The following is a 13,618-nucleotide window of genomic DNA, read 5'->3' on the forward strand; positions in this document are numbered from 1 at the left end:
TTTTGCGCTTGCCGACGCTTGGCTATAATATAGGAGAAACGATTTCAATCGATTGGGAGGCAAATTACATGGCGGTTAACATACCATTGAATAAGCACGGATTCGAGTCGAGCCAGCTCGTCTTGGGCTGTATGCGTCTTGGCGGCAGCTGGGACGAAGCTCCGCTGACGGCCGAGCATCTTAAGCAAGCTCATGAAGCGGTAGACGCTGCATTGTCCGTAGGAATCAATATGTTCGATCATGCGAACATTTATGCCAATGGAAAAGCGGAGAAGATATTCGGGCAGGTTCTTAAGGAACGCCCCGAGCTTAGGGATTCTATCATCCTGCAATCCAAATGCGGAATCCGATTTGGAACGGAAGATTATCCGCGGACTCGGTTCGACTTCTCCAAGGAGCATATTATTACTAGCGTTGACGATATTCTTTCCAGGCTCGGCGTAGATAAGCTGGATATTTTATTGCTGCACCGCCCCGATCCACTTGCGGAACCGGAAGTGGTAGCGGAAGCGTTCGAGAAGCTTAAATCTTCCGGCAAAGTAGGCAAATTCGGCGTTTCTAACATGAGCCATGCTCAGATGAACCTACTTCAAACGTATCTGGACGAGCCGTTAGTCGCTAATCAGCTGGAGCTAAGCTTGCTTAAACTGGATTGGTTGGATTCGGTTGTCCACGTTAACCAAGAGGCGGGCAAGCTGTCCTCGTTCCCGGAAGGAACGATCGAATATTCCAGGTTGAACAACGTGCAACTGCAGGCGTGGAGTCCCCTGGCTCATGGGCTGTTCAGCGGCAAGGACATATCGGGAGAATCCAAGGAAATTCAAGCGACGGCTGCTTTGGTTGCCAAGCTGGCCGAGGAGAAGGATACGACACTAGAAGCGATCGTGCTAGCTTTCCTGCTCCGCCATCCTTCTAATATTCAACCGGTCATCGGTACGGTTAATCCGGAAAGAATCATCGCATGCGGCGAAGCGGGCAAAATTTCATTGACGCGCGAAGAATGGTACCATCTCTACATTACGTCGCGTGGACGTCCGATGCCTTGATTCGGCGTTATAGCTAGCTAGAAACGAGTCTTCCGATCTTGCGGAGGCTCGTTTCTTTATTTCTCGATTGGATGTAAAATGTAAAGGTACCCAAAATGGAAAGTTGAGGTGTTGGACGTGGAATTGATCGTTACGCCTTCCGCGCTGTCCTGCTTCAAAGAAGAATGGGGAATAGGCGACGGAGAGACGATTCGCGTGTTCGTTCGTTACGTTAGCGGGGGAGAAGTCCCGTTTGCCTTCGGCTTGACGAGAGATACGCCGCATGACGCCGCGGTTACGACGGTCGCGGACTCGCTTACCTTCTACATGGAGAGCAAGGACGTTTGGTTTCTGGACGGGAAAAGCTTGAAGATCGATGCTCAAGGCGAAGAAATCGTGTTTCATTTCGCTTGACCCGCCGATGCGATTATAGCCGCGATTGCTTTTACATAAGGAGAAGAGTCAGGTTTGAGGTAGCAAAGAGGATGGGTTTGATGTAAACTAATAATCATTATGTTTCAAGAAAAACGAAGCTATTGCAGCATAGAAAAGGAGATTTAACGGATATGACGGTACATAGCAAGACGAATCACTGCAAAATCGTGGATTGCACGATCCGCGACGGCGGACTCGTCAACAATTGGGATTTCAGCGTGGAGTTCGTGCAGGATCTATACGAATCCTTAAATGCCGCGGGCGTGGAGTACATGGAAATCGGCTACAAGAACTCCCCTAAGCTTTTGAAAAGCGAAGGAACCGAAGGACCATGGAGATTTTTGGACGACGATTTTCTGCGCACGGTCATTAAAGAAAAGAAACACACGAAGCTATCCGCTCTAGTCGACGTCGGTCGGGTGGATGAGGCGGACGTGCTGATGCGCAGCGACTCGATGCTCGATTTAATCCGAGTCGCCTGTTATGCCCGCGATACAGCTAAGGCGATCGAGCTGGCGACCTTGTTCCACGAGCGCGGCTACGAGACGACGATCAATATCATGGCACTGTCCGGCGTCATGGACAACGAGCTAAACGAAGCATTGGCAATGATCAACGAGAGCCCGATCGACGTTGTCTATATCGTGGATTCTTTCGGCAGCTTGGATCCCGATGATATGCGCTTCTTGGTAGAGAAGTTCCAACGCACTTTGAAGAACAAGCGTCTTGGAGTTCATACGCACAACAATCTCCAGCTTGCGTTCGCGAATACGTTGACCGCGGCGCAACTCGGCGTCGAATTGTTGGACGCGTCCGTCTACGGAATGGGAAGAGCGGCAGGCAACACGCCTACTGAACTGCTTCTGGCTAAGCTTACCCGCCCGGAATACAGTCTTCGTCCGGTGCTGGGAATGATCGAGAAGCATATGCTCAAGCTGCGCGAGAAGGAAGAATGGGGTTATTTGATCCCTGATATGGTGACGGGCACATTGGACGAACATCCGCGTTCGGCCATGGCATGGCGCGCTTCCGAGAAGCGCGATCAATTCACCGATTTCTACGATAAAATGACGACACCAGAAGTATTTCACGGGAAATAAGCCGTAAATAGCATAAGCGGCAAAGAGCTAACCTCAACTTATCGAGGTTAGCTCTTTTTGTCGTTCGTTACGCCGTCTGACATAAAATGATTTCCCACTCGACAAAGTTCGTTCTTTAGGCTATTGTTTTTACAAAAGATGGTAAGAATTGAGGGGGCATTAGGATGGAGAAAGCTTTGCATGCCGAACATGTAACCCGCATCGAGTCAGCAGATCGCCAAGAAAGATTAATCTTCAGGCTGGAGAATCGCAAACGGTTGCCGCCGCTCGTTCCGGCTCAGGCTTGGCATCCCGGCTTGGACGAAGAAATCGCCGCGATACCGGAATCGCTTCTGGCCGACGGGCATCCCGACGGAGCTGCGTCGGCTAGAGCTTGGAAAGCCGCGCTTCATTTGTGGAACGATAGCCTTGCCGCGGCCCACGATCTTGTGGAGCAACTGAATACGCCTACTGGCGCGGCTTTGCACGGAATTATCCATCGGCGCGAAGGCGACTACGACAATGCGGGATATTGGTTCCGTCTTGCCGGCAATCATCCCGCTTACCATGGCTTGCAAGCGAGAGCAGCCGGTTTTCTCCGGGAGTCGACCATTCCGAGAGGGCCTTTGAAGGAAGCCTTGGACAAGATCGCTTCGCAAGGAAGCTGGAATCCGTATTTATTCGTTAGCGCGGTTGCCATCCTGGAAAATCATATCGGAGAAGATGACGCGCGCAGTCTATTGGAAATGCTTCAGCAGCTTGAACTCGAGGCGTTCATGCGCTTCTTGGAAGGCAGAATTGCTTGGAATCGCAAGGAGTAGCCGATCCTTGTCCTCCAGGTTCTTGTTTTACTTCTTGTCGGCCTGTTTACGAAAGGGCCACCAGTTCGATTCTCCTAACAAGAACGCGAAGGAAGGCACGACGAGCGCAATGAACAATACGGCGTATAGAAGCAACCCGATTAATGTGCCAATTCCGATCTGAACGAGCGTATCCATACCCGAGAATCCAAGCGCTCCGAAAGCTCCGGCCATGATAAGAGCGGCGGATCCGATGACGCCTCCCGTTTTTCTCATCGCGGTCGACATGGCTTCAACGACGCCTCCCGGCCGATATTCTTCCTTGAACCGGGCCATCAAGAAGATGGCGTAATCGACGCCAAGCGCGACGATGATAAGGAAAATAAAGAAAGACACCGTCCACGAAAGCCCGGGATATCCCAACACCTTGACGAACGCGAACTCCAAAATCCCCATCGTTATCCAATAATTAAACCCGAGCGAAAGCAACACGTATAACGGAGCAATTACGGAACGCAATAATAGCATGAGCACAAGGGTTATTCCGGCCAGTACAAGCAAGCCGGTATAAACGAAATCGCGATAGGAGATCCCCCGAAGCTCGTAATATTTCGCGGAAACGCCCGTAACGAACACGCTAGGATCTGCAATCGCCGTCGAGGCCAAGCTGTCCCTCAATCGCTCGGAAATAACGGGTATGGAATTTATGGACGAATCGGAGTAAGGATTCGATTCCAGAATCACTTCGATTTTCGTCGTTAAGCCATCCGGCGAAATGTAATAGTCCAAAGCCTGCTCGTTAGCCCCCGAGACGGAATCGATCGAACCCGGACCTCTCCCCGCGTTCTCGTTCGAGCCGGTAACGCGTCCAATGCCTCCCAGCTGCGAGGCGATAAGCTTGCTAAAACCGTTCTCCAACTGTCGGATAGCCGGGACGATACCGATCAAGCCTTGACTTAGCGGCGCGGCGCTTGACGCCAATGTTTGCAAGCCCTCGATCATCAAGCGCTGATCCTTGATCATCGACTCGATAAGGTCTTCGACGTTCGGTTTGCGAAGCTGCCCGGGTATCGTCAATTGTTCCGGTTTGCGCCCGAGCGGTCGCACCGCGCTTCTGACCTCGCCGACGTTATCCACTCTCGTCAGGTCGGAGCTCGCCTGCTCAAGCGCGGCTAGTCCCGACGTCGTCCTCATGGAGGCCGTGGAGGTCACGACCATCGTGACGGGAAATACTTCGCCGGGACTGAACGTTCTCTCTACTAGACGGAATCCGACGACGGATCCAAGCTCGGGATTAATTTCGGAAATATCGTCGAACGAACGTTTCCCCTGGAATAACAAGGTCAGTGGAGCCAGTATAATGAATGTCGACAATAAAATGATAGCGGACCTTCTTGATGTGAGTGAAGCGAGCCTTGCCCAAAGCTTCGGACTCTCGCGCTCCGATGAATTCGATTGCCGGAGCGGCCAAAAGCATGCCTTGCCGAAGACGAGAAGCATTGCGGGAGCGAGCGTCAAAGCTGCTAAAACCGTTACGAGCATGCCGATGGCGACCCCGACGGCGGAACGGTATAAACCGAAATCGGCGAATCCGATGAGGAGAAAAGCCGCAAAAACGGTGCTAGCCGAGAAGACGATGGTTGGGGTGACGCCTTTCATCATTCGGGTCATCGCGGCAAGCCGATTTCCGTCCGTACCTGTGCGGAGCTCCTCGCGGTATCTCTGGACGATAAGAATGCAATAGTCGGTTCCGGCTCCGAAGAGCACGGCGATTAGAAACGATTCCGTAAAATGCGAGACGGGAACGCCGAATCCGGCCGACATTCCGATCAATCCTCTAGAGATGACGAAGCTCGTTCCAATCGTGAAGAGAGGGATGATCGGGGTGATCGGCGAACGGAAGACGAACAGCAATATGAGGATCACAAGTCCGATCGTTAACAGCTCGGTGCGCCGCAAGCCGGTTTCCGAAGTCTGTTGAAAATCTTGGGATAAGGGGGCGCTGCCCGTTAAAACGGCCGAGACTCCCTGCGGCACGCTCTTAAGCAATCCCTTAAGTTCGTTCAAAGTAACCTTGGTGGCGTCTTCGAAGTCGGCTTCGGGCATGCTTACGACGGCGAGTCTGGTCGTACCGTCTTCGCTCGTCAATCGTTCGGCCAGCTCGGGGTGCGATTGCGCGGATAATACGCTCGAGATATGTAGTTCCGTTTTCTTGGATTCTAGCAACTCTAACAGCTGTTCAATCCAACGAAGGTCAGCGTCTCGCAAACCCTTCTCCCGAGAGACGACGATGACGGCATTGGACAGAGCGCGAACCGAAGGATTGATCCGTTGCATGAGCTGGGTCGCCTGCACGGATTCCGCGTCGGAGGGAAGAAATTTTTGTTCCGTCTTTCTTACGATCGACTGAAGATCCGGCAAGGCGAACAAAGAGAAGGAAGCCGTCGCCAGCCATAAGGCCACGATGAGCCAGCGAAATCTGGACACCCCATTCATGTAATGATCCACGACGATCCTCCGCCTCCGCTCCGCTGTTACCGATAGGTCTTGCTGTTACAAGGTAGAGGATAGCTATGGAGTAAGGCCTTGATGCTGAACATAGCCCTCTAATTGCCCGTCTCCTCGGATGGCGGCGGCAAGATGCTGCGGGTTGGGGTGAAAGAAACCGTTCCCTTCCATACGCCGTCCACCGATCGTCGTCATGGTTGCATAGATGCCGATTTCTTCCGATTCGGCGAAGCTTCTAAGCAGGCTTTCATCCTTCATGCCATCGATATCAATATACCAAAGGCGCGTGCCGAATTCCGAGACGATCATTAATTTCGCCCGAGTGAAAGCGAGGTTCCAAGATTGATCGCCTTGCGTGATAGTTAGTTCCGCCAGTTCGTACGTTTCCACTTCTGAACCATTCCTCCCTTGCCGATAATATAATTGTACTGTTTTATTCGAAAAGGTTGCAAATGGAAGTTGTGAAAGGAGACGTCTCGATGTACGATTCGGCGATTACCGTCAGTCTGCTTGGCGACCGAGCTTTTACGCTCCGGTGGGGAAAATCCGTTTCGGCGGCCGAACTTGCGGCGATCGCTCGGGCGATCGATCGATGGGCTATCCCCTGGCTTCAGGAGAGTATAGCAGCATACGGAACCATAACTTTTTATTTGCGACGCCATGCCGACATCACTCCCGAGCAGGCTTCCGTTTCCATAATGGGCAGGCTTGGCCATATACAGTTACAGAAGCTCCCTCCGCCGCGAGAGGTGGAAATTCCCGTTATTTACGGCGATCGACACGGCCCCGACTTAGCGGATTCCGCTAGCCGCAGCGGCATAACGGAACGGGAATTCGTCCGATTGCATTCGGAGCGGGCTTATTTCGTGAACGCAATGGGATTTGCGCCCGGTTTTCCTTATTTAAGCGGCATGAACGAGTTATTAAACCAGCCTCGGCATGCAACTCCCCGCTTGAAAGTGCGCGAGGGCTCGGTAGGAATAGCCGGCAATCAGACGGGAGTATATCCGATCGATTCCCCCGGCGGGTGGCAAATTATCGGCAGAACGGAAGTCTCGCTGTTCCGGCCGCAAGACGCGGAGCCGTTTCTATTGTCGCAAGGAGATATCGTAAGATTCGTTTCCGTACCGGGTAAGTCTACATCCGAAACGAATAGCGATGACGAAGATTTCAAGACTTTCGATAATATCACCAACGGCAGCTTATCCTCCGATCCCGCGATTCAAGTATTGAAGCCGGGCTTGCTCACGACCGTTCAGGATCTCGGACGAGTAGGTTGGCAAGCGTTCGGAGTATCCGCAAGCGGCGTAATGGACGAGTTATCGATGCGGAAGGCTAACCTCCTCGTCGGTAACGACGAGAATGCCGCCGTTCTGGAGATGACTATGGTCGGAGGAAGTTATTCAATTGAAGAGGATATTCTGGTCGCGATTTGCGGAGCGGATTTGTCGGCCACGGTCGACGAAGCGGGAATACCTATGAACAGGCCCGTATTCTTAAGACGGGGAGCGAAGTTGAATTTCGGAACCGCCGTATCCGGCTGTCGCGCTTACCTCGCCGTTGCGGGGGGGATAGACGTTCCTTTTTGGTTGGGTAGCCGCAGCACCGATACGAGAGCCCAAATAGGCGGAACATTCGGCAGAGCGTTGTTGAAAGGAGATAAGCTCGGAGCATTGCCTGCTTCTCGAACCATTAGACCGCTCCTAGCTTACTTGAGCGGTAGGGCAAAGGAAAGCGGAAAGCTGTGGAGCTCCGTTCATTGGAGCGTCGCGGACTGGGATGCAGAAAATGCTTATTTATCCCGGAGTCAGCCCCGCCGGCCGCGTTTGATTACACTTCGGATTCTCGCGGGGGCGGAATGGGATAAGTTCGCTCCGGAATCTCATAAATCGTTAACGGGAGAGCTCTACCGCATGGAGGTGTCATCGGATCGAATGGGGATGCGCCTAAGGGGTGAGGCTTTGACCCGAACCGACGTCGGAGAGCTTCAATCGCACGGCGTTACGCGTGGAACGATACAAGTTCCGCCGGACGGGCAACCGATCATTCTGGCAGCGGGCTGTCAACCTACGGGCGGGTATCCGAAAATCGCTAATGTCGTTAGCGTAGATCTACCGTTATTGGCGCAGGCTGTGCCCGGAGATTGGTTAGCGTTCGAACTCGTCGACGGTCGGACAGCGCATGAAGCTTTACGTGCGCGCGAGGGCGATCTCGCAACGTTAAAAGCGGGGATAATGGCATATTCCCGAATGACGACATAGGAGGTCCAAGGATGAAGCTCATAGACCTGAACGCCGATCTGGGCGAAGGGTACGAGTCCGATGAACGGATTCTGGCATACGTCTCATCGGCTAATATAGCATGCGGATTTCATGCAGGAGATGCGCATACGATAAGGAAAACGGTAGAAAGCTGTTTGAATCGCGGCGTGGCGATCGGCGCGCATCCGGGATTGCCGGATCGTCCGGGATTCGGCCGAAGAGAGATGGCGATTACTCCGCAGGAGGCCCGAGATTATATACTGTATCAAGTAGGTGCCGTCCAAGCGTTCGTAATCGCCGCGGGAGGTCGTCTTCGGCATGTCAAGCTGCACGGAGCGTTATACCATATGGCTTCCAACGACCGGCAGATGGCCGCATCGATCGCGGATGCGATTCATCATCTCGGCCCGGATCTGATGATTTACGGTCTGGCAGGCAGCGAGTTGCATGTCGCGGCTTCTGTTAAGAGACTCGAATTTATTGCAGAGGGCTTCGCGGACAGGGCGTACCTCTCCGACGGCAGTTTAGTTCCAAGGAATCAGCCCGGAGCCGTATTCGAGGATACGGGGACGATCGTACGTCAAGCCCTCCGTCTCGTCGAGGACGCGCGGGTCCGGACGTTATGCCTGCATGGGGACACACCGCAGGCTGCGGAGCACTCCGAGCTCATCTCGCGCACGTTGGAAGCTTCCGGTGTCCGCATTCAATCTCCGGGAAGAATTTAGCCGAATTTTGTCGAATTGCAGCCTTATTTATTTCCATCCGGCAGGAAATGGAACGAACATGTGGAAAATATAGAGAGGATAATAGAGTCTTTCTACCTAGAATAGGTATTTTGTCGGAGGCATTAGGATGTCGATTAATCGCGCCGAGCTGAAAACGATGTGGATGGTTATCGCAGCCGCTGCGGTTTTCAGCTGCTTACAATGGGGACAACGAGCTTTAGAATCATTATTCGAGTCCATGAACCGGGCTGCGGCCCATATGATCATAGAGTCATTATCATTTTCGGTATGCATCGCGTTGCTCATATTAGGCTGGATCATATTCGTGCCTACCTTATGCAGACAACGATTGGTTATGGCGGCATTGTTTACGGGAATAGGGTTGCTGGATCTTCTGCATGCGGTTAGCTCGCCCGGAATGCCCATGTACGACGCGGATATCGGAAATGCTCCAAGCATGGCGTTGAGCTGGATTTCCCAGACGGTCGGAGCTTTAGGCATTCTCATCGTATTTTCCTTGAGAAACCCTATCGTTAAGCCCCGAACGCGACTGTACGCGATTATTCCCGTCGTCGTCGCGGTTAGCATCGTGTCGAGACTAGTATTCCGAGCAAGCGATTGGAATCTGGCCGTTCTGGACGCGATCGCCCCCGTCCAAGCGGCAGTCACGATGCTCCTGTACGTGGCTGCGATACTCGTCATTTTGTACAGGAACCGGATGGAAAGACCGGAATCGATGCTTACGATCGTGCAGGCGTTGGTGTGGTTGCTGTGCGCGAGAGTCGAAGAGTCGTTAGGCTCGGGCATAGGCACGATGGAAAGCCTGTATGCGGACGCGTTCAAGTTGACCGGGTACTATTTCCTGTTGAAAGGCATTTACTTTTTGCTCATCGAGGAACCCTACAAGCGGCATAAGAAGACGGAAGCCCGCATTAACTTCTTGGCGTATCACGACGAGCTTACGGGTCTGCCGAATCGGCGCCTATTCGCGGACAGGGTTCGGGACGAATTGGGGCGGTCGCAGCTGGAAGGCACCCGATTCGCGTTACTGTGGTTGGACGTAGACCGCTTCAAGACGATCAACGATTCGATGGGTCATGCATTCGGCGATCAATTGCTCGTTGCGATAGCCGAGCGTCTGACCGGTTTCGCGGACAAACCGGAAAATGTATTTCGGCTTGGCGGCGACGAGTTCACGGTACTCCTTAACTGCGTACAAGATGACGAAGACGCGGAACGCGCGGCACAATTGTTGGTGGAAGCTTTTTGTCAGCCGATTAAAGTCGGGCCGTCGTCGTTCCACCTTACGAGCAGCGTAGGAATGGCGCTTTATCCGGATGACGGAGATTCGTTCGATAAATTGCTTAAGAACGCGGATACCGCGATGTATAGCGCCAAAGAAACGCGAAACGGCTGGAAGAGATACGAAGCGCAGATGAACTACAAAGCGAAGGAAAAGCTATTGCTCGAAAATGATTTGCGAATCGCATTGGAGCTCGGTCAGTTCCATCTCGCTTATCAGCCTCTGATCGAATTGGAGCAAGAGCATCTCGTCGGAGCGGAAGCGTTGTTGAGATGGAGCCATCCGCAACGCGGGGAAATTCCGCCATCCGAATTCATCCCCCTCTGCGAGGAGAACGGATTTATTTTGCCGCTGGGAGAATGGGTGTTATGGAATGCTTGCAGGCAGATGAAAGAATGGCAGAATAGCGGTTATGCGCCTATCGTATTATCGGTGAACCTCTCGATTCGCCAATTCCGTCAGCATGATCTATGCGAACGGATCGCGAAGGTGTTGGAGGAAACCGGATTAGCGCCGCAATGGCTGGAGCTCGAGATTACGGAAAGCATAATGGCCGACGTAGCCTACGCGACGGAAATGTTGGGGCGGTTAAAGGGGCTTGGAGTTCGAATTAGCATCGACGACTTCGGTACCGGATACAGCTCCTTGTATTACTTGAAGAGATTCCCGATCGACAAGCTGAAGATAGACCGCTCGTTCGTAAATGACGTTCTAACCGACCGCAACGATGCGGCCATCGTATCCGGAATATCGGCCATGGCGCGAAATTTGAACTTAACGGTGACCGCCGAGGGCGTGGAGAGCGCCGGACAAGTCGCTTTTCTGAAGGAGTTGAAGTGTCAGGAGGCGCAGGGATATTTCTTCTCGCGGCCTGTATCGCCGGACCGATTCCTGGCTTTGTTCGACAGGGATAAAAGCAACAGAGGGTCAAACGAGGCGTCTTAGATCCGGGGTGATCGAACTTGTATAATCATATTCGCATATTCGTATATGGCTCGTTGTTGCCCGGACTTAGCAACCATAACGTAATCGCGACTTATCTATTAGCCGATAGCCCCGGCAGAATTCACGGGAGACTCGTCGACTTGGGAGAGTATCCCGCTTTGCTTCTAGGGGGAAAAAGATTCGTGCGCGGCGTATGGATGGATGTATTACGGGACGGATTGCCGGCTCTCGACGAGCTGGAAGGGTTCATCGGAATCGAAGAGTCCAACGACTACGACCGGGTATGGATAACGGATGCAGACGAATCCGCCAAGTCCGGTTGGACGTACGTCTGGGCGGAATCGCGCGGCTTCCCTTTTTTCGATGGGGAATGGTGGCCCGATTCAGCCGACGGACGGGCAGGAGCTTGATGCCGAAATAATCAAAAAAGGGATGCCCGAATGGTATGGTCGATTCAGACCTTTCGGGCATCCCTCTTCGTATTACGATTAAACTTTCGTTAGCGCTCTCCGGAACCTTTCGCCGACTTTCCTGTTAAGCCGTGTACGATGCTTGATATAGCCGTCGATTATATCCGGGTAATGCCTTATTTCCGACATAGTTGAAGAGGTAGTCCCATTCGGGTACGATATAGTTGCTCAGCTCGCGTATTTCCTTGCGGCTGTAGTTTTCCAATAGGATTTCCCGTATAACCCTTTGTCGGTTTGATACGTTCTCAAGAATCAAAGAGTAGTTGTCGGCATAACCGTAATATTCGTTTATTCGGTTAACAGGGGGATTATGTATAAAGATCGTTAGACGTGAAGCTTGGCGGCAATGAACCGCCATTCGTACTCCCGGGAGGGTATTTATATGACGTTTTTTGGTAAAAAACATGCGGTATCGCGCCTCCATTATCGTGGTATTTATTTTCGTTTAACGATATTGATCGGGTTGATCTTATTTTCTTTTGCTAGCTTCGCGGGGCAAACCGACGCCCATGCCGTGCTGGAGAAAACGACGCCCGCGGCGAATGCCCGCATGGACGCGAGCCCGCCGACGATCGAAATCTCGTTTAACGAACGATTGGATCGCGGTGGAGCAAAGCTGGTCGTATTGAACGAATCGTCCCGGAACGTTGCCAAGGGAAAACCGGAGTCGATCGCCGAAGGCAAAGGTATCAGAATCGGCTTGCCGAAGCTAGGCGAAGGTCATTACACGGTTTCGTATTCCGTCATATCCGCGGACGGTCATCCGATATCGGGAGCTTACGTATTCACGGTCGGTAACCCGGAACCGCTTCCCGACGCGAGCCAGTTGGATCCGCATCAGCAAGTCGGGCATAACCATCAAGGAGGCGGGGGGTTGACTCGGCAATCCTTCCTTCTGTATGTGGCCAGAATCATCTATTACGCCGGACTTCTCACGGTTGCTGGACTAGCGTTATGGAGCCTATTGCGCAAAGTGTCGCCGGTAGTTAGGGACGCGCGGAACCAGACGTTATCGCTCGCGGGAAAATTCACCCTTGTCGCCACGATGGCTTACGTGTTCTTCAGCTTGCAGGATCTGGGGCAGGGAGAGACGATATCGGAATGGGGACGGATATTGACGGAAACGACGATAGGCAAGCTCTATATGGCAGAGCTGTTGCTCGCGCTAGCCGCGCCGTTGCTGCCGTCACTGGGCTTGATGGCTAGGCTGTTCTGGGCAGTGGTGGCCTTATTCGTCGAAGCGTGGTCGGGGCATGCGGCGGCGTTCAGCCCGATCGCATATACGATCGGACTCGATGTGTTGCATCTCGTCGCTGCCGCGATCTGGAGCGCCGGCCTCGTGCTTCTCCTCGTGATCTGGTACAAGGAAAGACCGGAAGCCGGCAGATTCGCGCTCGTCTTCTCGAAGTGGGCGTTGATCTCGTTCCTTGTCCTCTGGGTCACCGGAATTTTGTCCACGTTGGACTTTCTCCCGTCTCTCGAATATTTGCGATATACGGCATGGGGGAAATGGCTGATCGCCAAAGCCGCGATTTCGCTGCTAGTCGCGATTACGGCCTTCCTGATCCGCATGCGCCTGAAGAAAGGAGATCTCCCTCACGGCAATCTTCTGAAAGTCGATGTCGGGCTATTGACGGCAATCGTGATCAGCGTCGGGGTACTTACGTACCAAACCCCGTTGCCCGCGAACAACGAGCTTAATTTTCACCAGATGGGAACAGAGATGCACGTCACTCTCAGGGTGTCGCCGAACACGCCGGGAGACAATCAATTTACTCTGAAAATATGGTTGCCGGAAAGCGTGGGGAAAGGCGATCCTAAGATCGTGCAGCTGCGATTGCTGCCGATGGACAAGGAAGATATGGGCTTCATAGACGTACCGTTGGAAGAGTATAAGGACGAAGAGATGGATGCCTATCCGGACTTTAAGAAGACGACGTACCGGATGCAAGGACCTTATCTTCCTTTCGCGGGACAATGGAAGGCGCAAGTAAGGGTGACGGACTCCGAAGATACGGAGCACGTCGTGGAAACGACTTATCGGATCTATTAGGAGGGCGAGGCGAA

11 protein-coding genes are annotated in these 13,618 nt (G+C 52.9%); 9 read left to right on the top strand and 2 right to left on the bottom strand.

All coding sequences use genetic code 11. The annotated features are described in order from the left end of the window. The first annotated feature begins 68 nt into the window (after nucleotides 1–68). From DFP95_RS07255 to DFP95_RS07270, 4 genes are all read left to right on the top strand, one after another. Nucleotides 69–1,046: an aldo/keto reductase gene (locus DFP95_RS07255; RefSeq protein WP_115991938.1), complete on the top strand. Its 978-nt coding sequence runs from the start codon at nucleotides 69–71 to the stop codon at nucleotides 1,044–1,046. Between the two features lie 117 nt (nucleotides 1,047–1,163). Further along, nucleotides 1,164–1,439 carry a HesB/YadR/YfhF family protein gene (locus tag DFP95_RS07260; protein WP_115992274.1) on the top strand — a complete coding sequence of 92 codons (276 nt, stop codon included), beginning with the start codon at nucleotides 1,164–1,166 and terminating at the stop codon, nucleotides 1,437–1,439. 152 nt (nucleotides 1,440–1,591) lie between these two features. After that, complete coding sequence (locus DFP95_RS07265) at nucleotides 1,592–2,560, top strand: aldolase catalytic domain-containing protein (RefSeq protein WP_115991939.1); 969 nt, start codon at nucleotides 1,592–1,594, stop codon at nucleotides 2,558–2,560. A 164-nt stretch (nucleotides 2,561–2,724) separates the two neighbouring features. Next, nucleotides 2,725–3,360 (top strand): hypothetical protein, encoded by a 636-nt coding sequence (locus DFP95_RS07270; protein ID WP_115991940.1) that lies wholly within the window; start codon nucleotides 2,725–2,727, stop codon nucleotides 3,358–3,360. A gap of 27 nt (nucleotides 3,361–3,387) precedes the next feature. Here DFP95_RS07270 and DFP95_RS07275 read toward each other — a convergent pair whose 3' ends face one another. Together DFP95_RS07275 and DFP95_RS07280 are read right to left on the bottom strand one after the other, a co-directional pair. Then, nucleotides 3,388–5,847 (bottom strand): MMPL family transporter, encoded by a 2,460-nt coding sequence (locus tag DFP95_RS07275; RefSeq protein WP_115991941.1) that lies wholly within the window; start codon nucleotides 5,845–5,847, stop codon nucleotides 3,388–3,390. A 63-nt stretch (nucleotides 5,848–5,910) separates the two neighbouring features. Further along, nucleotides 5,911–6,237, bottom strand: a complete 327-nt coding sequence (locus DFP95_RS07280) for a hypothetical protein (RefSeq protein ID WP_115991942.1) — start codon at nucleotides 6,235–6,237, stop codon at nucleotides 5,911–5,913. A gap of 62 nt (nucleotides 6,238–6,299) precedes the next feature. Here DFP95_RS07280 and pxpB point away from each other — a divergent pair, with 62 nt between their 5' ends. The 5 genes from pxpB (at nucleotide 6,300) to DFP95_RS07310 (ending at nucleotide 13,604) form a co-directional block, all read left to right on the top strand. After that, complete coding sequence (gene pxpB, locus DFP95_RS07285) at nucleotides 6,300–8,108, top strand: 5-oxoprolinase subunit PxpB (protein ID WP_115991943.1); 1,809 nt, start codon at nucleotides 6,300–6,302, stop codon at nucleotides 8,106–8,108. Nucleotides 8,109–8,119: 11 nt separating this feature from the next. Beyond that, on the top strand, nucleotides 8,120–8,833 hold the full coding sequence (locus DFP95_RS07290; protein WP_115991944.1) for a LamB/YcsF family protein: 714 nt from the start codon (nucleotides 8,120–8,122) through the stop codon (nucleotides 8,831–8,833). A 127-nt stretch (nucleotides 8,834–8,960) separates the two neighbouring features. Then, on the top strand, nucleotides 8,961–11,081 hold the full coding sequence (locus DFP95_RS07295) for a putative bifunctional diguanylate cyclase/phosphodiesterase (protein ID WP_115991945.1): 2,121 nt from the start codon (nucleotides 8,961–8,963) through the stop codon (nucleotides 11,079–11,081). A 17-nt stretch (nucleotides 11,082–11,098) separates the two neighbouring features. Next, the gene (locus tag DFP95_RS07300) at nucleotides 11,099–11,491 is read left to right on the top strand and encodes a gamma-glutamylcyclotransferase family protein (RefSeq protein ID WP_245987448.1); all 393 of its coding nucleotides are present in this window, start codon (nucleotides 11,099–11,101) and stop codon (nucleotides 11,489–11,491) included. Nucleotides 11,492–11,933: 442 nt separating this feature from the next. Further along, nucleotides 11,934–13,604 carry a copper resistance CopC/CopD family protein gene (locus tag DFP95_RS07310; RefSeq protein WP_181907307.1) on the top strand — a complete coding sequence of 557 codons (1,671 nt, stop codon included), beginning with the start codon at nucleotides 11,934–11,936 and terminating at the stop codon, nucleotides 13,602–13,604. The last annotated feature ends 14 nt before the right edge of the window (nucleotides 13,605–13,618 follow it).

This window comes from Cohnella lupini (assembly GCF_003386205.1).
GTDB lineage: Bacteria > Bacillota > Bacilli > Paenibacillales > Paenibacillaceae > Cohnella > Cohnella lupini.